Origin of the sequence: Mediterranea massiliensis (assembly GCF_900128475.1) — a bacterium.
Classification (GTDB): Bacteria; Bacteroidota; Bacteroidia; order Bacteroidales; family Bacteroidaceae; genus Bacteroides; species Bacteroides massiliensis_E.
This window is the reverse complement of record NZ_LT635839.1, coordinates 591,221-610,616: the sequence shown is the minus strand read 5'-3', so window position 1 is coordinate 610,616 and position 19,396 is coordinate 591,221. Positions and strand designations below refer to the sequence as shown.

The 19,396-nt window shown below is 51.4% G+C and carries 21 protein-coding genes; 13 read left to right on the top strand and 8 right to left on the bottom strand.

The window, feature by feature from the left end; translation table 11 throughout:
* Positions 1–6: 6 nt before the first annotated feature.
* Positions 7–1,845 (bottom strand): ABC transporter ATP-binding protein, encoded by a 1,839-nt coding sequence (locus BQ7483_RS16135; RefSeq protein ID WP_072546592.1) that lies wholly within the window; start codon positions 1,843–1,845, stop codon positions 7–9.
* Positions 1,846–2,079: 234 nt separating this feature from the next.
* Here BQ7483_RS16135 and BQ7483_RS16130 point away from each other — a divergent pair, with 234 nt between their 5' ends.
* Genes BQ7483_RS16130 through BQ7483_RS16120 form a run of 3 tightly spaced genes read left to right on the top strand, consistent with a single transcriptional unit; the run spans position 2,080 to position 4,771 of the window.
* The gene (locus BQ7483_RS16130) at positions 2,080–2,685 is read left to right on the top strand and encodes a DUF4254 domain-containing protein (protein WP_072546591.1); all 606 of its coding nucleotides are present in this window, start codon (positions 2,080–2,082) and stop codon (positions 2,683–2,685) included.
* A complete protein-coding gene (locus BQ7483_RS16125) occupies positions 2,682–3,734 on the top strand; it encodes a glycosyltransferase family 9 protein (protein ID WP_072546590.1) in 1,053 nt (350 codons plus the stop codon). Before BQ7483_RS16130 ends, BQ7483_RS16125 begins: the two co-directional genes overlap by 4 nt.
* Complete coding sequence (locus tag BQ7483_RS16120; protein ID WP_072546589.1) at positions 3,731–4,771, top strand: glycosyltransferase; 1,041 nt, start codon at positions 3,731–3,733, stop codon at positions 4,769–4,771. The genes BQ7483_RS16125 and BQ7483_RS16120 overlap by 4 nt, the downstream gene beginning before the upstream one ends.
* Here the strand turns inward: BQ7483_RS16120 and BQ7483_RS16115 are convergent.
* On the bottom strand, positions 4,768–5,475 hold the full coding sequence (locus BQ7483_RS16115) for a glycosyltransferase family 32 protein (RefSeq protein WP_072546588.1): 708 nt from the start codon (positions 5,473–5,475) through the stop codon (positions 4,768–4,770). The genes BQ7483_RS16120 and BQ7483_RS16115 overlap by 4 nt on opposite strands.
* Positions 5,476–5,605: 130 nt before the next feature.
* Here BQ7483_RS16115 and BQ7483_RS16110 point away from each other — a divergent pair, with 130 nt between their 5' ends.
* Positions 5,606–6,769, top strand: a complete 1,164-nt coding sequence (locus BQ7483_RS16110) for an IS4 family transposase (protein ID WP_072546769.1) — start codon at positions 5,606–5,608, stop codon at positions 6,767–6,769.
* 36 nt (positions 6,770–6,805) lie between these two features.
* Here BQ7483_RS16110 and BQ7483_RS16105 read toward each other — a convergent pair whose 3' ends face one another.
* A complete protein-coding gene (locus BQ7483_RS16105; protein ID WP_139247678.1) occupies positions 6,806–7,735 on the bottom strand; it encodes a glycosyltransferase family 8 protein in 930 nt (309 codons plus the stop codon).
* A gap of 158 nt (positions 7,736–7,893) precedes the next feature.
* Between BQ7483_RS16105 and BQ7483_RS16100 the strand changes: the two genes are divergently transcribed.
* Positions 7,894–8,685, top strand: coding sequence for a DUF5672 family protein (locus BQ7483_RS16100; RefSeq protein WP_072546586.1), 792 nt, complete (start codon positions 7,894–7,896; stop codon positions 8,683–8,685).
* Here the strand turns inward: BQ7483_RS16100 and BQ7483_RS16095 are convergent.
* Positions 8,682–9,428, bottom strand: coding sequence for a lipopolysaccharide kinase InaA family protein (locus BQ7483_RS16095; protein WP_072546768.1), 747 nt, complete (start codon positions 9,426–9,428; stop codon positions 8,682–8,684). The two genes, BQ7483_RS16100 and BQ7483_RS16095, sit on opposite strands and share 4 nt — an antisense overlap.
* Positions 9,429–9,435: 7 nt before the next feature.
* Complete coding sequence (locus BQ7483_RS16090; RefSeq protein ID WP_072546585.1) at positions 9,436–10,308, bottom strand: glycosyltransferase; 873 nt, start codon at positions 10,306–10,308, stop codon at positions 9,436–9,438.
* 157 nt (positions 10,309–10,465) lie between these two features.
* Between BQ7483_RS16090 and pdxB the strand changes: the two genes are divergently transcribed.
* The 3 genes from pdxB (at position 10,466) to BQ7483_RS16075 (ending at position 13,201) form a co-directional block, all read left to right on the top strand.
* Positions 10,466–11,509: a 4-phosphoerythronate dehydrogenase PdxB gene (gene pdxB / locus BQ7483_RS16085; protein ID WP_072546584.1), complete on the top strand. Its 1,044-nt coding sequence runs from the start codon at positions 10,466–10,468 to the stop codon at positions 11,507–11,509.
* 226 nt (positions 11,510–11,735) lie between these two features.
* On the top strand, positions 11,736–12,950 hold the full coding sequence (locus BQ7483_RS16080) for a transposase (protein ID WP_072545385.1): 1,215 nt from the start codon (positions 11,736–11,738) through the stop codon (positions 12,948–12,950).
* A 53-nt stretch (positions 12,951–13,003) separates the two neighbouring features.
* Entirely contained in the window at positions 13,004–13,201 is a 198-nt protein-coding gene (locus tag BQ7483_RS16075) for a hypothetical protein (protein ID WP_072546583.1), read from the top strand.
* A 319-nt stretch (positions 13,202–13,520) separates the two neighbouring features.
* On the opposite strand, the gene upp is transcribed toward BQ7483_RS16075, so the two are convergent.
* Positions 13,521–14,180 carry a uracil phosphoribosyltransferase gene (gene upp, locus BQ7483_RS16070; protein ID WP_022020230.1) on the bottom strand — a complete coding sequence of 220 codons (660 nt, stop codon included), beginning with the start codon at positions 14,178–14,180 and terminating at the stop codon, positions 13,521–13,523.
* A gap of 352 nt (positions 14,181–14,532) precedes the next feature.
* On the opposite strand from upp, the gene BQ7483_RS16060 reads away from it, so the two are divergent.
* Entirely contained in the window at positions 14,533–15,768 is a 1,236-nt protein-coding gene (locus tag BQ7483_RS16060) for a site-specific integrase (protein ID WP_072546582.1), read from the top strand.
* Positions 15,769–15,780: 12 nt separating this feature from the next.
* Complete coding sequence (locus tag BQ7483_RS16055) at positions 15,781–16,143, top strand: RhuM protein (RefSeq protein ID WP_072546581.1); 363 nt, start codon at positions 15,781–15,783, stop codon at positions 16,141–16,143.
* Between the two features lie 80 nt (positions 16,144–16,223).
* On the opposite strand, the gene BQ7483_RS16050 is transcribed toward BQ7483_RS16055, so the two are convergent.
* Positions 16,224–16,529 carry a helix-turn-helix domain-containing protein gene (locus tag BQ7483_RS16050; protein ID WP_072546580.1) on the bottom strand — a complete coding sequence of 102 codons (306 nt, stop codon included), beginning with the start codon at positions 16,527–16,529 and terminating at the stop codon, positions 16,224–16,226.
* Positions 16,530–16,559: 30 nt separating this feature from the next.
* Positions 16,560–16,859, bottom strand: a complete 300-nt coding sequence (locus tag BQ7483_RS16045; protein ID WP_072546579.1) for a helix-turn-helix domain-containing protein — start codon at positions 16,857–16,859, stop codon at positions 16,560–16,562.
* 201 nt (positions 16,860–17,060) lie between these two features.
* Here BQ7483_RS16045 and BQ7483_RS16035 point away from each other — a divergent pair, with 201 nt between their 5' ends.
* Genes BQ7483_RS16035 through BQ7483_RS16025 form a run of 3 tightly spaced genes read left to right on the top strand, consistent with a single transcriptional unit; the run spans position 17,061 to position 19,363 of the window.
* Positions 17,061–17,420: a helix-turn-helix domain-containing protein gene (locus BQ7483_RS16035; RefSeq protein WP_235847384.1), complete on the top strand. Its 360-nt coding sequence runs from the start codon at positions 17,061–17,063 to the stop codon at positions 17,418–17,420.
* A 3-nt stretch (positions 17,421–17,423) separates the two neighbouring features.
* Positions 17,424–17,774, top strand: coding sequence for a helix-turn-helix domain-containing protein (locus tag BQ7483_RS16030; RefSeq protein ID WP_072546577.1), 351 nt, complete (start codon positions 17,424–17,426; stop codon positions 17,772–17,774).
* A 20-nt stretch (positions 17,775–17,794) separates the two neighbouring features.
* On the top strand, positions 17,795–19,363 hold the full coding sequence (locus BQ7483_RS16025) for a DUF3945 domain-containing protein (RefSeq protein ID WP_072546576.1): 1,569 nt from the start codon (positions 17,795–17,797) through the stop codon (positions 19,361–19,363).
* The last annotated feature ends 33 nt before the right edge of the window (positions 19,364–19,396 follow it).

Below are 19,396 nucleotides of genomic sequence, written 5' to 3'. Positions count from 1 at the left end.
GTTTGGTCAGTTCAGCGACTGCATGTCGTTCAGCCGCTTGTAGTATCCGTTCAGGGCGAGCAGCTCCTCGTGGCGGCCGCGCTCCACAATCTCGCCTTCGTAGAGGACGCAGATTTCGTCGGCATTGCGGATGGTAGAGAGGCGGTGGGCGATGGCGATGGTGGTGCGCGTCTTCATCAGGCGCTCCAGGGCCTCCTGCACCAGTCGCTCGCTCTCCGTGTCAAGCGCCGAGGTAGCCTCGTCGAGGATGAGGATGGGCGGGTTCTTCAGGATGGCGCGGGCAATGCTGATGCGCTGACGCTGGCCGCCGGAGAGCTTGCCGCCGCGGTCGCCGATGTTGGTGTTATAGCCGTCGGGGGTCTCCATGATGAAGTCGTGGGCGTTGGCAATCTTGGCCGCAGCGATGACCTGCTCCATCGTGGCCCCCTCCACACCGAAGGCGATGTTGTTGAAGAAGGTGTCGTTGAAGAGGATGGCCTCCTGGTTGACGTTGCCGATGAGCGAGCGCAGGTCGCGGATGCGCACGTCCTTCACGTTGGTGCCGTCGATGAGTATCTCGCCCTGCTGCACGTCGTGGTAGCGCGGCAGGAGGTCGACCAGCGTCGACTTGCCCGAGCCCGACTGCCCCACCAGTGCGATGGTCCGTCCGCAGGGCACGGTCAGGTTGACGTGCTTCAGCACCTGGCGCCGTCCGTCGTAGCTGAAGCTGATGTCGCGGAACTCAATCTGATGCTCCAGCCCCTTCAGCGGCTTCGGATGGGCGGGTTCCTTGATAGGGTTCTCGGCCAGCAGTATCTTGTCGATGCGCTCCATCGAGGCGAGGCCCTTCGGAATGTTATATCCGGCCTTGGAGAACTCCTTCAGCGGATTGATGACACTGTACAGGATGACGAGGTAGAAGATGAACGACGGGGCGTCTATCGTGGAGCTGTTCTTCAGGATGAGCGTGCCGCCGAACCACAGGACGATGACGATGAGGCACGTGCCCAGGAACTCGCTCATCGGATGGGCCAGCGCCTGACGCGTAGCCACACGGTTGATGGCGTCGCGGTATTCGTTGCTGCACTTGTCGAAGCGGGCCTCCATCTTCTTCTCGGCAATGAAGGCCTTGATGATGCGCAGACCGCCCAGCGTTTCCTCCAGCTGGGACATGGTGTCGCTCCACTTGCTCTGCGCGTCGAGCGACTGGCGCTTCAGCTTCTTGCCCACGGTACCCATGATCCATCCCATGACGGGCACCACCAGCAGGGTGAACAGGGTCAGCTGCCAGCTGACGGCAATGAGCGTGGCAAAATAGACGATAATCAGGATGGGGTTCTTGATGAGCATGTCCAGCGAGCTGGTGACCGATGTCTCCACCTCGGTCACGTCGCCGCTCATGCGGGCAATGATGTCGCCCTTGCGCTCCTCCGAGAAGAAGGCCAGCGGCAGGCGCAGCACCTTGTTGTAGACCTGCCGGCGGATGTCGCGCACCACGCCCGTGCGGAGCGGTATCATCACCGCCGACGAGGCGAAGTAGGCCAGCGTCTTGAACAGCGTCATCACCGCCAGGAACACGCCCAGTATCAGCAGCGTCAGCGAAGCTCCCTGCGCGGCTATCAGCTGCGACACGCCGTAGTAGAAGTTGTTCACCACAATGTCCTTCAAGCCCATGCCCGCCGTGTCCCATGCCACGAACTCGTAGACCTTCGTATCCATCTTGAACAATATCTGAAGGATGGGAATAATCAGGGAGAACGAGAATATATTCAAAAAAGCCGACAGCAGGTTGAGGAACAGCGCCCACACCAGATACTTCTTGTAGGGCGGCACGAAGCGGCGCAGCAGTTGGAGAAATTCTTTCATAACTTATTCTATCGATGTCAGAGGGGACAAAGATAGTGCAATCCGAGGGAAGTACAAAATGAAAACCACGTTTTCAGATTTATACAGACCAACGACGGTCCCACTTATCAAAAGATTAGGAATAATCCCCCGCATCGCCACTTTTACCGTCCGTTCAGTTGGATAACTTGAAAAAAATACGTAGTTTTGCTTTCCTATAGTAAAATGGCATTAACTAACGAACCGAATAGAGTTATGAGCTTTACCGAACTTTGCAACCCCATCTTCGTGCAGTCCATCGGCGACTATCACAAGACCGACAACGTGGACACCCCCATCCGGAACCCCTATCCGCTGAAGAGCATTGAATACTACCTGTATCTGAAGAACTGGATAGACACCGTGCAATGGCACTTCGAGGACATCATCCGTGACCCGAACATCGACCCCGCCGAGGCCCTCACGCTGAAGCGCCGCATCGACAAGTCCAACCAGGACCGCACGGACCTGGTAGAGCTGATAGACAGCTATTTCCTGGACAAATACAAGGGCGTCCGCGTGCAGCCCGATGCCACCATCAATACTGAAAGCCCCGCCTGGGCCGTCGACCGCCTGTCCATCCTCGCGCTGAAGATTTACCACATGCGTCAGGAAGTGGAGCGCACCGACACCACGCCCGAGCACCACAAGCAGTGTGCCGACAAGCTGGCCGTCCTGCTGGAGCAGCAGAAAGACCTCTCCACGGCCATCGACCAGCTCCTGGCCGACATCGAGGCTGGACGCAAGTATATGAAGGTGTACAAGCAGATGAAGATGTACAACGACCCCGACCTGAACCCCGTACTCTACGGCAAGAAGTGATGAAGCTGTTGGTGATACGCTTTTCGGCCTTCGGCGACGTGGCCATGACGGTGCCCGTCATCGACAGCCTCGCCCGCCAATACCCCCAAACGGACATCACGGTGCTGAGCCGCCCCTTCGTACAGCCCCTGTTCGGAGGGATGCCTGCCAACGTCCGTTTCCGTGGTGTTGACCTGAACAACTACAAGGGCCTGGGAGGACTGGTACGCCTCTTCCGCGAACTCCACCGCGAGGGCTACGACACCGTGGCCGACCTGCACGACGTGCTCCGCGGCAAGGTGATCCGCACCCTCTTCCACCTGTCGGGAGCCCGCACCGCCCACATCGACAAAGGCCGGCGCGAGAAGCGTGCCCTGGTTCGGGACGGAGCATCGGCCCACCAACCGCTCCCCACCTCGTTCGCCCGCTACGAAGCCGTATTCAGCCAACTGGGATTACCCGTCCACACCACCTTCCGCTCCATCTATGGCGACGGGCAGGGCGACCCGGCTCTCTTCCAGGATATTACCGGCTTGCCCGACGGCAAGCCGTGGATAGGCATCGCCCCCTTTGCCGCCCATCGGGGCAAGATATTGCCCGCCTCCACCACCGAGACACTCATTGCCCATCTGGCAGAACGCAGTGATTGCCGGGTCTTCCTCTTCGGAGGCGGCAAGGCCGAAACGCCCCAATTGGAGAAATGGGCAACCACTTACCCAAACGTCACCTCACTGGCCGGCAAACTGAAACTGAATCAGGAACTGGCACTGATGAGCCACTTGCAAGTGATGGTTTCCATGGATTCGGCCAACATGCACCTGGCTTCGCTCACCGCCACCCCCGTCGTCTCCGTATGGGGAGCCACGCATCCCTACGCCGGTTTCATGGGCTGGTACCAGAGCATTGAAAACGCCGTGCAGACAGACCTGCCCTGCCGCCCCTGCTCCGTCTTCGGCAACAAGCCCTGCCGCCGCGGCGACTATGCCTGCCTGACGACCCTCCGGGCGGAAGACATCATCCAAAAAATAGATTCAATCATCCATCAACCTCAAAAGGAGAACAACGCATGAACTGCTACCTGTCACGCAACTACAAGGACCTGAACGGTGCCGGCAACAAGGCCAAAACCGATATGGAACAGATTATGGCCGCCATGGGGTTCAAGAACATAGGACTAAAACGCACTTTCTACCACAATCAGATCATCTCATTCTTTCTGACACTGGCCGGAGTCATCAAAGCGGTGTGTTGCCTGAGAAAGGGAGATGTGCTGCTGCTCCAATATCCGCTCAAGAAATACTTTGCTTTCCTCTGCAACGCGGCACACCTGAAAGGCTGCAAAGTCATTATCCTGATACACGACCTGGGTAGCTTCCGCCGCAAGAAGCTCACGATTCCCCAAGAAATCAGACGACTGAACCATGCAGACTATGCCATCGCTCTCAATCCAAGCATGCAGAAATGGATGAAGGAGCACGGCTGCACAATGCCTACCGGCAGTCTGGGCATCTGGGATTACCTCTCGCAGAGCCATTGCCCCTCCCGCATAGCCGCACCGATATCCTACAAGGTGGTGTATGCCGGCGCACTGAACCGACGAAAGAATGCATTCCTGTACCAGTGGGGGAATTATATCAAGCATTACGAGGTTTCTTTGTATGGCACCGAACCTGACGCCAACTCCATGGCCGGCAAAGAGCATTTCAACATCAAAGGGTTTACCCAGTTTGACCGCCTCATCGCCTCGGCCGACGGCCACTTCGGCCTGGTATGGGACGGTGACTCTGTACAGACCTGTTCGGGCAACTTTGGGGAATACCTGCAATTCAACAACCCTCACAAGACCTCCCTGTACATCCGTTGCGGACTGCCCGTTATCATCTGGGACAAAGCAGCCCTTGCACCTTTCATCCTCCGCCATCACATCGGGTTCTGCATCGGCAGCCTGGAGGAGCTGGATGCCAAACTGGACTCCCTATCCCCGGAAGAATACCTCCAGATGAGGGCAAACGTACTCCAAATGAACGATGACCTGTCCAAAGGGCATTATTTCCGACAAGCCGTTTCGGCAGCGCTCGAAGCCATCGGACATGCTCCATCCGCCTAACGCCTAAGCAACAGATAGCGGCAGACTTTGAACAGGTGCTTGACGTACAACTCGATTCTGCGCCCCAGTTTCCTTGTGCGCCAACTTCCATAAATGGTATGCAAGGCAAAAGCATCCGGATGAACATCCACTCCCCGGTTACAGGGAGTGAGATAATAACCGGGATAAATCACCACACCGTCCTCCAAATGCTGCTCCGTGTCTTCAGGTTTGTAGCCTCTGGCATAAGCCATGTCCAGCATCACCACCGGAGAAATCGTCAGGTCGTATGTGCCGTCCGGCTTCAGAAAAGGACGCTGGTTATAATAGTCGAACACCGCTTTGCAATAGGCATTCCCTTTCTCTCCCATCAGAAAAGCTGCCTGTAATTGCAACTGCTGGCCAATATGTTCATGAAAGGTGGCAAAGCCATGCTCAGGGATGAACCGGTCAAAGCGTTTCTTCATCAGGATATCACTGTCCATATACACTCCACCTTCCTTGTAGACAGCATAGAAACGGACCACATCGGCAGCAAAAGCCCACTTACGTGCCGCCAGAGCCTCGTCAATAAAGCGGCAACCGATAGCTTTGGCATCTTCGTACGTCCAACGGCGCACCTCATAATCGGGCAATACCCGTTTCCAACTATCCAGACAAATCTTTATCTCGACCGGAAAAGGATCGTTGCTGAACCAGCACAGATGGATGATTTTTGGTATCATAACTTCACTACTGTCCCGTAAAAGTGGATAAATAGTTCTTTGAAATTATTGAAATATAGTCAATTACACGGTCTTTTGAAATGAAACGGACTTGATTTTGCAACTTTGCAGTCTAATACAAATGGCTGCTATGTTCCAAGACAAATACGTATTCTCTCAATTAACCGCTTTTCTGAACAGGACTCAGTTCAACAACTATGTTCGCAAGTATGATGGCAACAGATATGTGAAACATTTCACTTGCTGGAATCAGATGCTCGCGATGATGTTTGGACAACTGAGTAACCGTGAGAGCCTGCGAGACTTAATCGTTGCTTTCGAGGCGCATAGGGCCAAGCAATATCATCTTGGTTTAGGTCGTGAACCGATAGCCAAGACAACTCTTGCGACAGCGAACCAGAACCGTGATTACAGAATCTTCGAAGATTTTGCATTCTATATGATGAAGGAAGCCTGCGAGAAGCGGACGACCAACATCCTTGACATTTCCGGAAAGAAATATGCGTTTGATTCAACAACGATTCCGTTGTGTCTTGCAACATTCCCATGGGCAAAGTTCCGAAGCAAGAAAGGAGGGGTGAAAGCTCATGTCTTATACGACATTGAAGCACAAGTTCCTGCCTTCTATACTGTAACCACTGCATCAAAGCACGATTCCACAGCAATGTCTTCAATCCATTATGAATCAAATGCTTATTATATATTTGACAGGGCTTATGACTCCTTTAAAGAACTCTATAGGATACATCTTACAGACTCTTTCTTTGTTGTCAGAGCCAAGACGAACTTAAAGTATAAGACAGTCAAATGGAAGCGAAGAATGCCAAAGAACATAATGACAGATGCGGAAGTGAAACTGACCGGATATCTCTCCGAGAAAAAATATCCTGAGTCATTCAGACTCGTCCGATATTACGACGAAGAGGATGACCGTGAGTTCACTTTCTTGACGAATGCAAAACAACTTTCTGCACTGGATGTCGCCAATCTTTATAAGAAAAGATGGTTAATCGAGCTGTTCTTCAAATGGCTCAAGCAGCATCTCAAGATAAAGAAATTCTGGGGCACAACAGAGAACGCTGTTCGCATACAAATCAGTGTGGCTATTATCACGTACTGTCTTGTGGCTATTGTCCAACATGATATGAAGTTGAAACGTTCAACCTATGAAGTTTTGCAAATTCTCAGTATATCATTGACTGACAAAACCCACTTGCGTGACCTGTTCGACAAGACTAATTTCAATGATGTCAAAGATCTAAATGATCCCCTGATTCCGGGGCTTTTTGATTAATTGTTTAACTCGTCCCATTTTAACGGGACACTAATGTCATAACTTTATTCGTTTAAATGTTCTATATCCGTTCACCCAATGCATGTATCCCGACAACCTTCTATTCCAGCGCCAGCAACGTTCTTTCCAGGTCAAGGCCGGCCGTTCGCCTCTCCACGGGGTCCTGTCGAGATAAGCAAAATAGAGATTACGCCACGGATGAAGGCAGCATGTGCCCCAAGGTTTCCGCTTGGAAGAGAAATGCACAATGACCCGATATTTCAGGATTTCGTCTGATACCGTACCTCCTTCCTGTGCTGTCAGATACCGCTTCCGGCGGAAGAGGTAATCGTGCAGATTGTAACGGTAGGGCAACCACAGGACATGCTGATACAACAATGCGTTCAGCACATCCTGGTCGTGATAAGGAAGGGAAGGATGTCCTTTGACGAAATCCAGTGCACGGCCGACAAAGTCCGATTGCCTCAGAAAATCCAGATGGAGCAACATGACACCACTATTGAAATAGTCGAAACGCGCAGGATCCATACCCAAACGGGTGCAATCCTCCGAAATGCCTTTATGCACATCCTTCACGGCCGCCAAGGCCTTGCCCGCCAAATCACATTTCCACAAATCGGCCAAGGAACCAACGACAACCAAATCGCAATCCAGATAAAGAACCCGTGAGATGGATGACGGGAGCACCGCCGGGATAAACAATTTACAATAAGCAGCCAGCGACACGTAGGACTGCGTTTCGGGGAAAACATCCAGAAGCAGGGAGTCTATCTCATAAAAATGTATCTGCTGTCCATACCGCTCTTCCACAAGTTCTTGAAGAGATCTCCGATAATCAGCATCCAACCGATTTCCCAACACATGAACGGAAACCTGCCCATCCTTGTTGTTCTCCAACAAAGACGTCAGCATCACGCAACAGTATTTCGCATAATTCGAATCTATGCAACAGGCAATATCTATCATATCGTCTACTTTAACTTCGCAAAAATAAGAAAAGGCGGGCGCAGAAGCAAATGAAAACAAGGTTTTCAACAGGAAATCGTTGCAAAAGTACAGGGCTATCGTTCGTACTAATGAAACAAATGCTAACTTTGCAAAAGAAAAAGTTAGACCACTACGGAATGGCAAAAAATGCAGATGTCCCCAACCTCGTAAAGGTCGTCATACCCATGTATACGACCCAAATCAGTTCTTTCGAGAAACTTTCTCTACAAAGAGCCTGCCAGATGCTGCATGCCTATCCGCTGGTCGTCATCAAGCCCCGATCACTGGATTTGTCTCCTGTATTGAAAAAATACCCCGTTCTGACGACAGAAGAGTTCGACGACGACTATTTCCGAAGCATTGCCGGCTATAACCGCCTCATGCTCTCCGAAGAGTTCTACCGACGCTTTGAGAACAGCAAATACATTCTCATCTGCCAGCTGGATGCCTACATTTTCAGAGACGAACTGACGGAATGGTGCAAGAAAGGTTATGACTACATCGGCGCTCCCTGGCTGGTGCGCCCCCTGTACCGTTCTTTCCCCATGAAACAATACCGTTGGTTGTTCCGCTCGGTCGCCACGCGCGCCACCGACTTCAAAGTAGGCAACGGAGGTCTCTCCCTGCGCAAGGTGAGCAGTCACCTGAAGGCTGTCCGCGAGTTACGGGATGTGATTGAAGAATTCTTGCGCCACACCAAGAACCATGTCTTCAACGAAGACGTGTTCTTTGCCGTCGAGGTCAACAAACATGGACTGGACTTCTCCTATCCATCCTATATGGAAGCTTTGAAGTTCAGTTTCGACAAATACCCGGAGCTATGCTATCGGCTGAACCATGAACAGCTGCCCTTCGGATGCCATTCCTGGTATAAGAAGAGGATGTACAAGTTTTGGTCGAAAATCATAAACGTATCTGAATTCCGCTAAAGTTCAAGATTGAAATCCGGCTTGTGACGCTTGATGTAATGCGTCCAGAATCTACGCCTATAATACAATATCCGTTCCGTACAATAAGTCGCATCTACCCCTCTTGCCGAAGCATAGTCCTGGGCCAGTTGCAGGAAGAAATCCTTTTGTCCCCAAAGCCTGGCAAAATTGGCGCACCCCTTCTCGACACTGACAGGGCCAAACTCCATCCGATTGATGTCCACCAACGAAAAATGATACTGCCCATCCACATAATCGAACAAAATGTTGCCAGGAGAATAGTCACGATGATAGATTTCCGCTTCATGCAGACGGGCAGTCAACCGGGCAAAAGCCGACACCACCTCCCGACAATCTGCTATCGAAGCATTGCCAAACTCATAAAATTTCCTCCGATAAGGACATTGAAGGCTTACGAAATAAGAATAACCTATCAATCCGCCCGCCCGTTCTTCCACATAAGCCACAGGGCGGGGAGTTTCAAAACCTTTTTGCAGAAGAATGTTGGGATAGGTAAAGGCGCGCTTCCCCTTCGGCACTCTGAAAAAGGAATAGACTATGCGATTAAAAAACGAGGGGACATGATAACGCTTGACATTCAGCAGGATACCATCCGCTTCCATCACTTTAATCACATTGCGGCCCACATGAATCGTCCGGCCGTCCCCCTGCTCGAAACAAACGGGGAGCTGCGTCAGGAAATCCTGCAAGTGCTCATATCCGGGAGTTATCTCTATCTTCAGCATATCGTCATCTACCTTTCAAATACCTCAACTTATATTTCAAATACTTGGGAAACAGAAGCCAAGAAACGCCATGGCCCAGATGGCGCTTCCAAAAGTTGCAGGCATCCTTTATCCCCAGCACGTCAAAACAACCTTTCTGCCACATGAACTTCATAAAATAGGCTTCCCCCCACAAATCGTAGCGGGCCAGCTCTTCGGGCGTCATCGGCACGGCAACCATCGGCAAACGGCTTTCCCACTTGACATGGAGTTTCTTCATCTCATCCAGCCACGCATACGAGAAGGAGCCTTCGGAAAAATGCTCCACCAGTACCGTATGGCATACATAATTGGTATACCGGCAGGCAACGGCCAATGAGAAATCGACATCGTAGGCATGGAAGCCTGTAAATGTCGCATCGTCGAAGGAAATCTCCTCCCAAACCTGACGACGCACGAACAGACACAAGCCATCCAACGTCACGACGGGAGAAAAATCTTCCTTATCAGGGTTTGCCTGGCGAAGATGATGCCCTCCCCGCATGAACTGGACGTAATGAAGACGCAAATCGCGACCACACGTATTCCAGCCGGTCAATCGCTTCAGTTTGACGATGCTCCCCGCAAAGCCAATCACCCCACAACTTTCCTCCCTCAACTTTCCTGCAAGCAACTGCCCCCAACCGGGCGTCTGAAAGGCCACATCCTCATGCACAAAACAGAGCAAATCATAACGGGCACGGGCGGCACACAGATTATACACCCGACACAAGCCATACCCTTTCTCCCTATTGTCAAAAACAATAAATTCGAAGGGAACACCAATCGTATCGGCGACATTCTGCCTCAACGCTTCGGCTGCTTCCGGCTTGACGGAACAACATATAATGGAATACATACGTCTATTTGATCCATACATTTAATGAACGGCAAAGTAACGAATAAAATCCTTACCACAAATGCTTTCATGCAAATTCATCGATTTTTTCCTGAAAATATGCGTCCGCCGATGGAAAAACACACTTATCTTTGCATCCTCAAAAAGACGAAACCACATGAAAGTTATAGTCGACGACAAAATTCCGTTTATCAGAGAACCGCTGGCAGGCATTGCCGACGAGACCGTCTACGTGCCCGGCAAGGACTTCACACCCGAACTTGTCAGGGATGCCGATGCCCTGATTGTCCGCACCCGCACCCGTTGCGACCGCCATCTGCTCGAGGGCAGCCGCGTACGCTTCATCGCCACCGCCACCATTGGCTTCGACCACATCGACACAATCTATTGCCAAGAGGCAGGCATTACTTGGCAGAATGCCCCCGGTTGCAACTCGGCCTCCGTAGCCCAATACATGCGCTCCTCCCTCCTGCTCCTCGAACAGCAGAAGAGGTTCCGACTGGAAGGCAAGACGCTGGGCGTCATCGGCGTAGGCAATGTAGGCACAAAAGTGGCGCAAGTGGGCCGCGAACTGGGCATGCGTGTCCTTTTGAACGACCCTCCACGCCAGGAGAAGGAAGGAGGAAACCTTTTCTCTCCGCTGGAGCAGCTGATGGAAGAATGTGACGTGCTGACCTTCCACGTCCCCCTCATCCGCGAAGGAGCCCACAAGACTTTCCACCTGGCCGATGCCGACTTCTTCAGCCACCTGAAGCGCCGGCCCGTCATTGCCAACACTTCGCGAGGCGAAGTGATTGAAACAGAGGCCCTGCTCCACGCCCTGCAGGAAGGACAAGTGTCGGACGCCGTCATCGACGTATGGGAGAACGAACCCGCCATCAACCTCGACCTGCTCGACCGTGTCTTCATCGGTACGCCCCACATCGCCGGCTACTCGGCCGACGGCAAGGCCAACGCCACCCGCATGTCGCTCGACGCCCTGTGCCGCTTCTTCCACATCGACGCCCGCTACCGCATCGAACCGCCCGCACCCGCCCAGCCGCTTATCGAGGCGCACAATCCGACAGAAGCCTATTTGGCCATGTACGACCCGCGGCGCGACGACCAAGCCTTGCGCCTCCACCCCGAACGCTTCGAGCAACTCCGTGGCGACTATCCCCTGCGACGTGAACAAGGAGCCTTCCAGGTGAAATACATATAAAACAATACTTCGGTAAATTTTTACCGATAAATTTAATTAAATAATAGAATCGGTGTTAGCCAGTTCAATATTATTAAAGAGATCATTGAAATACTGTCAAGAATGAATCGTTAAGGGGTAAGAAAAGTGATGAAAAATATATGATAAATAGCTGAAAATAAAGCATGAAAGTATTGCATAATTTGTTGATTATTAGTAAATTAGAAGTATCTCACCACTTTTAATTATGACCAAAGAATCACTCCTTATGCAATACCAATCCGAGTGCAGGAATGCTCTCGAATCAGTTGTAAATATAAGCAAATCTTTCCAGAAAGTATTCATGGATGCAATAAAATTGTTCATGGCCATACCTGACCGCATCAATTTCCTACAAATGGGACGATATGGATGTTTCTCAGAACAGACATACCGAAACAATTTTGAGAATGATGGCTTTGACTGGTTTTCCTTCAATGAAGCCATCATTAGAGAACACCTTAAAGGTGGTCGTAAGGCGATAGCCGTTGATCCGTCTTTCATTCCAAAATCAGGCAGCAAAACGCCATGGATTGGCTATTTCTGGTCCGGTTGTGCCGGTGAATACAAACGCGGACTGGAAATAACCGGTATTGGAGTTATAGACGTTGACAACCATGAATGTATGACTTTGGGTTCTGTACAGACACCTGACAACGCAACGCTGGAAAGCTGTGAGAAGAATCTTGTTGACTGGTACAGCTCTTACCTTATCAGCATACAGGAACAGCTGAAACGTATTTCTGGCACAGTCGTATGTGATGCGTTCTTTTCAAAGGCAACTTTCATCAAACCATTGTACGATAACGGTTTCCACGTAATAAGCCGTTTCAGGAATGATGCCGTATTGTTTTATCCCACCTTAGAAAATAGGACAGGAAAACGCGGACGTCCAAAATTACATGACGAGAAAATTGACTTTGAAAATCTGGACATCACAAGATGTACCGAGTACAAAGTGAACAAGGGTAAACTTTACGGACTGAAAGCATACTCCAAAGCGCTCAAACGCTTTGTGAGCCTGGCTGTATGGTATCCTATGGATGGAACGGACAAATGGCAGCTGTATTTCTCTACGGACGAAACACAGAACGCACAGGATGTTCTGGACTTTTACAGGACACGTTTCCAACTCGAATTTTGCTTTCGTGATGCCAAGCAATATGCCGGAATAACAAACTGTCAGTCTACAGACTTCAGGAAACTGGCATTTCACTTTAATGCATCACTTGCAGCGATAAACCTTGCCAAGGCTGCCTGTAAGAGGATGGGAATAAAATATTCCATATCATCATGCAAGTCAGTCATACACAATGCTTACATGCTTGAACGATTTATTCACGTGTCTGGGATTGAACCAGACACGCATTTAATTGACAGACTTTTCAAAGAACTCATTTTATTTACTGCCAAAGCCGCTTAGGCTAGGCTAATGGTTAACGAACTATTGTTATAAAATAAAAAGGCGTATATTTCATGAAAAAACAAAAAAACAACGCCAAGAAGCGCAACGTTAGCTTTGTCATTTTGACACATTGCCATCCCAACCGCCTGAGAATCGCTTGTTTCGGCCCAACGAACAAGCTAGTGGCAACGGACGAAGCGGAAACAGGGTTATTCGCTGGCGGACAAGAAGATAGCGAAATGTTTACATTTAAAATAGAAGAAAAGTAGAGGAAAAACGGACAAAAAACTGGCCGAAAAGCAGAAACCTGAGGGGAAAGTAGGTACTTGCGGACAAAAGAAGGCCGTTTTCTCCTGAGAAAGCGGCCTTCTTTCGTCTGAAAACATACAATCTGACGCAACGAAACAAGCAATCTGCCGACTGAAAGCATACAATCTCCCGCCTTCCAAACGGCTTTCGGAGGCTCCGAAAGGGGCTTTCTGCCCCTTTTCCCCCGCTATTTCGCCCTTTTCATAAAAAGGCGGAGTCAGCCGAAAGCGTATTCAACCAACATTTTGCCACCTGTGGGAATGAGATTCCGACAAAATGTCAAAGCTTGTCCCCATAGGCCAAGTCACCCGCATCGCCCAAGCCGGGCACGATGTACGAACGTTCGTTCAGCTCGGGGTCGATGGCGGCACACCACAGGACAACGTCGTCGTCGGGGAAAATCCGTTGCAGATGCTCCACGCCCTGACGGCTGGCGATGACACAGGCTATCAGCAGGCGGGCCGGACGCCCCTTGCTCAAGAAAGCGCGGTAGGCCAGCTCCATGCTCTCGCCCGTGGCCAGCATGGGGTCGACGAGCATCACCGTCTTCTGCGACAAGTCGGGGGCGGCGATGTACTCGATATGTACATCCAGCTCACGGCACTCCTTATCCTTATAATAGCGGTAGGCCGAGACGAAGGCGTTGCCCGCCCGGTCGAAAACATTCAGAAAGCCCTGATGCAGGGGCAGCCCGGCACGGAAGACAGTGGCGATAACCACCTGGTCGTCGGGCGTGCTGGCCGGCGCCACGCCCAGCGGCGTCTGCACCTGCTTCACCGAGTAGGTTAGTTCCTTGCTCATCTCGTAGGCCATCAGTTCGCCGATGCGTTCGATGTTGCGGCGGAAGCGCATGCGGTCGCCCTGAATGTTCACGTCGCGTATTTCGGCCACATACTGATTGATGACCGAGTTTGTCTCTGCAAAATTGATTACTTTCATAGTGTTTTTGTTTATTCGAACTGCAAAGTTACTACAAAAAAGTGGAATACGGAAGAATGAAGTAATAGAATTGATTTACAGAGGTTTCATTTAAGCTGCCGATTATCTCCAACGCCACCACAATCCTTGCCGAAGCCAAGTCAAGACGCCGCTGCGTTACTTGTTCGTAACCACACCATATAGGTGACGAAATGGGCAAGAATGGCAAAACAAGGCATTGTGATATAGTGAGTTACTGACAACTCACGCAACAAATCCGGTTACGGAAAAAGATTGCGCCGTTCCTCCGTGTTTTGCGTACCGACGAAGGATTCTTCACCGACTAATTTTGAACCTAAAAAAATTAAGGACGATGAAGAGTACATTTTCAGTTATCTACTACCTCAAACGTCAGGTAGTGAAAAAGGACGGGACAGTGCCCGTCATGGGACGCATCACGGTGGACGGAAGCCAAACGCAGTTCAGTTGCAAACTGACCGTCGATCCCAAACTGTGGGACACCAAAGGAGGACGTGTCACGGGGAGAAGCACGGCTGCACTCGAAACGAACCGTATGCTCGACAAGATGCGCGTGCGCATCAACAAGCATTATCAGGAAATCATGGAGCGTGACAACTTCGTCACTGCGGAAAAGGTGAAAAACGCCTTTCTCGGACTGGAACACCGCTACCATACGCTGTTGCAAGTGTTCCGGCAACACAACGAGGACTATGCCAAGCAGGTGGAGGCAGGCATGAAATCCAAAGGCACGTTTGACAAGTACAAAACCGTTTACAAGCACCTGCAAGAGTTTCTCACCATCCGCTACCACGTGAAGGACATTGCTCTGAAAGAGCTTACACCCGCTTTCATTTCCGATTTTGAAATGTTTCTGCGCACGGACAAACACTGCTGCACCAACACCGTGTGGCTGTATGTCTGCCCGCTTCGGACGATGGTGTTCATCGCCATCAACAACGAGTGGCTCACGCGCGACCCGTTCCGCGAGTATGAAATCAAGAAGGAGGAAACAACCCGCAGCTTTCTGACGAAAGATGAAATCCGCCTGCTGATGGAAGGCAAACTGAAGAACGCGAAACAGGAACTGTACCGCGATTTATATCTATTCTGTGCGTTCACGGGCTTGTCGTTTGCCGATATGCGCAACCTCACGGAAGAGAATATCCGCACCTACTTTGATGAACACGAGTGGATAAACATCAACCGCCAGAAGACGGGTGTGGTGTCCAACATCCGTATGCTCGACATAGCGAAGCGCATCATCGACAAATACCGTGGGCTGTGCGAAAACGGCAGGATATTCCCCGTACCCCACTACAACACGTGTCTTGCCGGAATCCGTGCCGTCGCCAAGCGTTGTGGCATTACCAAGCATATTACATGGCACCAAAGCCGCCACACGGCAGCCACGACGGTGTTCCTCTCCAACGGCGTACCCATCGAAACGGTCAGTTCCATGCTGGGACACAAGAGCATAAAAACAACGCAGATATATGCGAAAATAACCAAAGAGAAGCTCAATCAAGACATGGAGAACCTTGCCGCAAGATTGAACCAAATCGAGGAATTTGCAGGTTGTACCATCTAAAACAGAGAAGCCATGAAACGTGACATAATCATCATAGAGGACAAGGCGGTCAGCGTAACCGGTAACGATGTATGGATGACCGCTGGAGAAATCGCCGGACTGTTCCACACGGGTGTCCCGGCAGTGAACGTCGCCATCAAAACCATCCTCAAGGCGGACGTGTTAAGTGACTACGAGGTATGCCGCTACATTCAGCTTGAAAACGGCCTGTATGCGGATGTTTACTCGCTTGAGATTATCATCCCCGTCGCTTTCAGATTGAACACCTACTGCACGCACGTGTTCCGCACGTGGCTGGTAGGTAAAGCTCTCTCGAAAGAAAAGCGGCAGGCATACGTGATGTTCATACAGAACGGAAAAGCCGGGTATTGCTGAACATATATATAGACGAAACAAAAGGAAACGGACAGCCCCGATGGGGTTGTCCGTTTCCTTTTTTTGTTTTCATGCAGCCTTTATTCCATCGGCTTTCGGTAATTCGCCTCCAACAGTTCACGCAATCCCGATTCGGGGTAAAGTACCTTTCCTCCCAAAAGGATAAAGGGCAGCACCCTGTTGTTGCGGTATTCCTGCAAGGTACGGCGGCTCACACGGAGCAGCTCCGCCACCTCCCTATCCGTCAGGTAACGTTCCCCGTCCAGCGGCGGACGGTAACTTTCCAAAAATGCGGAGAGCCATTTAGAGCCTTTGCGCATATTCTGTACTACGGTGGCAAGCGGCTCGTCCTCCAGTGTAAAAACATCGTTGTTCTCGTTCATCATAACTTCGGATTCAGTGGGTGAATAATAAGATTATCTGCCGCCGGGATAGAGCGTACCGATAAGCGGAATCAGCCTTCTGACCTCTTCCGGCTTGTAATAGAATCTGCGGTTTATCTGCGAGTAGCCGATAAGCCGCTTGTCGCGTAACGTCTGTAACGTGCGCAGGCTGATTCTCAACTGCCCGCAGACTTCCTCGCCCGTGAGCCACCTTTCCAGCCGCCCTCCGTCGCTCTTGCGCCTCAGGGCGGCAACCTTCTCCGAGAGGGCGTTGAAGGATGCCACCATCATCTCGAAGGTCTTTTTCTCGATAGATACAATTTCCATATTCAAAACATTTCAGATTTGCCGCAAAGGTAACGCCGCCCCCGTGAACACATATCGTTTCCCGCTGAAAGGCTGTATGTTGCGCCGTCTGTCCGGGTTACGGAGCCATTTCCAATAAAAATCTTACGTGAGACACGTAGTGAGCTGTTAAAGCCCCTTTTGTTTATTGCCGAATTTTGCCGCAGGAACCAAAAGAAAGGACTGAATATGAAAGTAATAACGATGGAAAGTTCCGCCTTCACTACGTTGACGGAACAGATAGCCGAGATAGCGGCACACGTGCGTGCCGTTTCCGGCGAAAGAAAGGAAAAATCCGCAGACAGGTTGCTCACCACCCGTGAGGCGGCGCACCTGCTGAATGTGAGTACCCGCACCCTCCAGCGTATGCGCAGCGAGCATCGCATCGGCTATGTGGTGCTACGCGGCAAGTGCCGTTACCGCCAGTCAGAAATCGACCGCCTGCTTGCGGACTGCACCATAGTTGAGGATGCGGCAACACCTACGGAACTGAAACGCAACCATACGCTGCGCACGGGCGGCAACAAACCCAAAGGAAGGAGGACGTGACGTATGGAACTGCTTACCCGAAACAATTTCGAGAGCTGGATGCAGAAGCTGATGGAACGGCTCGACCGTCAAGACGAACTGCTGCTCTCCTTACAGCCGTCCGGCAAAGCCCCGAACCCGATGGAGCGTATCAGGATGTTCGACAACCAAGACCTCTGTATGCTGCTCCAGATCAGCAAGCGTACCCTGCAACGCTACCGCAGCATCGGCGCGTTGCCGTACAAGACGCTCGGCAAAAAGACCTATTACAGCGAAGAGGACGTGCTGACGTTCCTTTCCGGACACGTAAAGGACTTCAAAAAAGAAGATATAGCCTTCTACAAGGCTCGTATCCATAATTTCTTTCAAAAATAACCCATTAAAACATTTTTCAAATGGCAAAGAAAACAACTGAAAAGGACGTGCTGATAGTCCGTGACGAGAAGACGGGCGAGATCAGCGTGGTAGCCGGGCTGAATGCCGACGGCTCCCCCAAGCGCACCCCCGCGAAAGCGGAGAACGCGCAGAGTTTCCTGCAATTCGACCGCCACGGCGATGTGCTGGACAACTTCTTCAAAAACTTCTTCCGGCAGTGCAAGGAACCCAGCCGCTTCGGTTTCTACCGTGTCGCGGCAGACCAAGCCGACAAACTGATGGAGGTGATGAAAGACCTGCTGAAAGACCCCGAAGCCAACAAGGAACTGCTCGCGCCCCACAAAGTGGACACCTCCGGTTACGAGAAGCAGGTAAAGGAAGAGCAGACTACCGAAAAGACGGAACAAACGAAACAAAAACAGGAAGAAATGGAAAAGAAACAGGAACAGAATCAGGAAAGCCCACAGCAGGCGCAGGGCAGACGGGGCTACCAGCCCATCGACGAGAGCAAAATCAACTGGCAGGAGCTGGAAGAGAAATGGGGCGTGAAACGTGACGACCTTGAAAAGTCCGGCGACCTGACCAAGATGCTCAACTACGGTAAATCCGACTTGGTAAAGGTGTCGCCCAAGTTCGGCGGCGAGGCTTTTGAGCTGGACGCCCGCCTTTCCTTCAAGAAAGACGGTGAAGGCAATGTCAGCCTCGTGCCGCACTTCATCCGCAAGGAGCAGAAACTCGACGAGTACAAGGAACACAAGTTCTCCGACGAAGACCGTAAGAACCTGCGCGAAACGGGCAACCTCGGCAGGGTCGTGGACATCGTGGACAGGGAAACGGGTGAAATCATCCCCTCGTTCATCAGCATAGACCGCAAGACGAATGAGATCACGGATATTCCTGCAAGCAAGGTACGCATACCGGAGCGCATCGGAAAGACGGAAATCACCAAACAGGAACAGGATATGTTGCGTGCCGGGCTGCCCGTGCGCGACAAACTCATCGAACGCAACGACGGCAGGAAGTTCGTCACCACCCTGCAAGTGAATGTAGAGCAGCGAGGCGTGGAGTTCGTACCGGGAACCGGCAGGTCGCCCCGTACCGCCCAGACGCAGGAAGCCAAGAACAATCCCACGCAGGGACAGGCTCAGGGCATGGAAAATTCCGCAGCCCCACAGAAAGAGCAACGCCGCAACACGTGGACGAACGCCGACGGCAGCATCCGCCCCGTCAGCAAATGGAGCGGTGTGAACTTCACCGACCAGCAGAAAGCCGATTACGCGGCAGGCAAAGCCATCAAACTGGAGAACGTAACCGACAAGCAAGGCTTCCACGCCACGATGTACATCAAGTTCAACCCGGAGAAGGGACGTCCGTACCGCTACGACACCAACCCCGACAACGCGCAGAAGGTCGCCCCGTCCAACGAGAGCCGCACACAAGTGGCGGTGAACAGCGAAGGAAAGACCAACGAGGCGACCAAGAACCTGAAAGAGCCGTTGCAGAAAGGGCAGACCGCTCCGAAAGACGACAAACAGCAAAAGCAGCAGGAGAAGCCTCAGAAGAAAAACAACAAGGGCATGAAGATGTAACATCCCGTGTCCACCACTAAATCCAAAGTAACA

Coding starts and splice junctions, on each gene's coding strand:
- BQ7483_RS16135 (WP_072546592.1), bottom strand. CDS start 1,845: ATGAAAGAATTTCTCCAACTGCTGCGCCGCTTCGTGCCGCCCTACAAG.
- BQ7483_RS16130 (WP_072546591.1), top strand. CDS start 2,080: ATGAGCTTTACCGAACTTTGCAACCCCATCTTCGTGCAGTCCATCGGC.
- BQ7483_RS16120 (WP_072546589.1), top strand. CDS start 3,731: ATGAACTGCTACCTGTCACGCAACTACAAGGACCTGAACGGTGCCGGC.
- BQ7483_RS16115 (WP_072546588.1), bottom strand. CDS start 5,475: ATGATACCAAAAATCATCCATCTGTGCTGGTTCAGCAACGATCCTTTT.
- BQ7483_RS16110 (WP_072546769.1), top strand. CDS start 5,606: ATGTTCCAAGACAAATACGTATTCTCTCAATTAACCGCTTTTCTGAAC.
- BQ7483_RS16105 (WP_139247678.1), bottom strand. CDS start 7,735: ATGATAGATATTGCCTGTTGCATAGATTCGAATTATGCGAAATACTGT.
- BQ7483_RS16100 (WP_072546586.1), top strand. CDS start 7,894: ATGGCAAAAAATGCAGATGTCCCCAACCTCGTAAAGGTCGTCATACCC.
- BQ7483_RS16090 (WP_072546585.1), bottom strand. CDS start 10,308: ATGTATTCCATTATATGTTGTTCCGTCAAGCCGGAAGCAGCCGAAGCG.
- pdxB (WP_072546584.1), top strand. CDS start 10,466: ATGAAAGTTATAGTCGACGACAAAATTCCGTTTATCAGAGAACCGCTG.
- BQ7483_RS16080 (WP_072545385.1), top strand. CDS start 11,736: ATGACCAAAGAATCACTCCTTATGCAATACCAATCCGAGTGCAGGAAT.
- BQ7483_RS16075 (WP_072546583.1), top strand. CDS start 13,004: ATGAAAAAACAAAAAAACAACGCCAAGAAGCGCAACGTTAGCTTTGTC.
- upp (WP_022020230.1), bottom strand. CDS start 14,180: ATGAAAGTAATCAATTTTGCAGAGACAAACTCGGTCATCAATCAGTAT.
- BQ7483_RS16060 (WP_072546582.1), top strand. CDS start 14,533: ATGAAGAGTACATTTTCAGTTATCTACTACCTCAAACGTCAGGTAGTG.
- BQ7483_RS16055 (WP_072546581.1), top strand. CDS start 15,781: ATGAAACGTGACATAATCATCATAGAGGACAAGGCGGTCAGCGTAACC.
- BQ7483_RS16050 (WP_072546580.1), bottom strand. CDS start 16,529: ATGATGAACGAGAACAACGATGTTTTTACACTGGAGGACGAGCCGCTT.
- BQ7483_RS16035 (WP_235847384.1), top strand. CDS start 17,061: ATGAAAGTAATAACGATGGAAAGTTCCGCCTTCACTACGTTGACGGAA.
- BQ7483_RS16030 (WP_072546577.1), top strand. CDS start 17,424: ATGGAACTGCTTACCCGAAACAATTTCGAGAGCTGGATGCAGAAGCTG.
- BQ7483_RS16025 (WP_072546576.1), top strand. CDS start 17,795: ATGGCAAAGAAAACAACTGAAAAGGACGTGCTGATAGTCCGTGACGAG.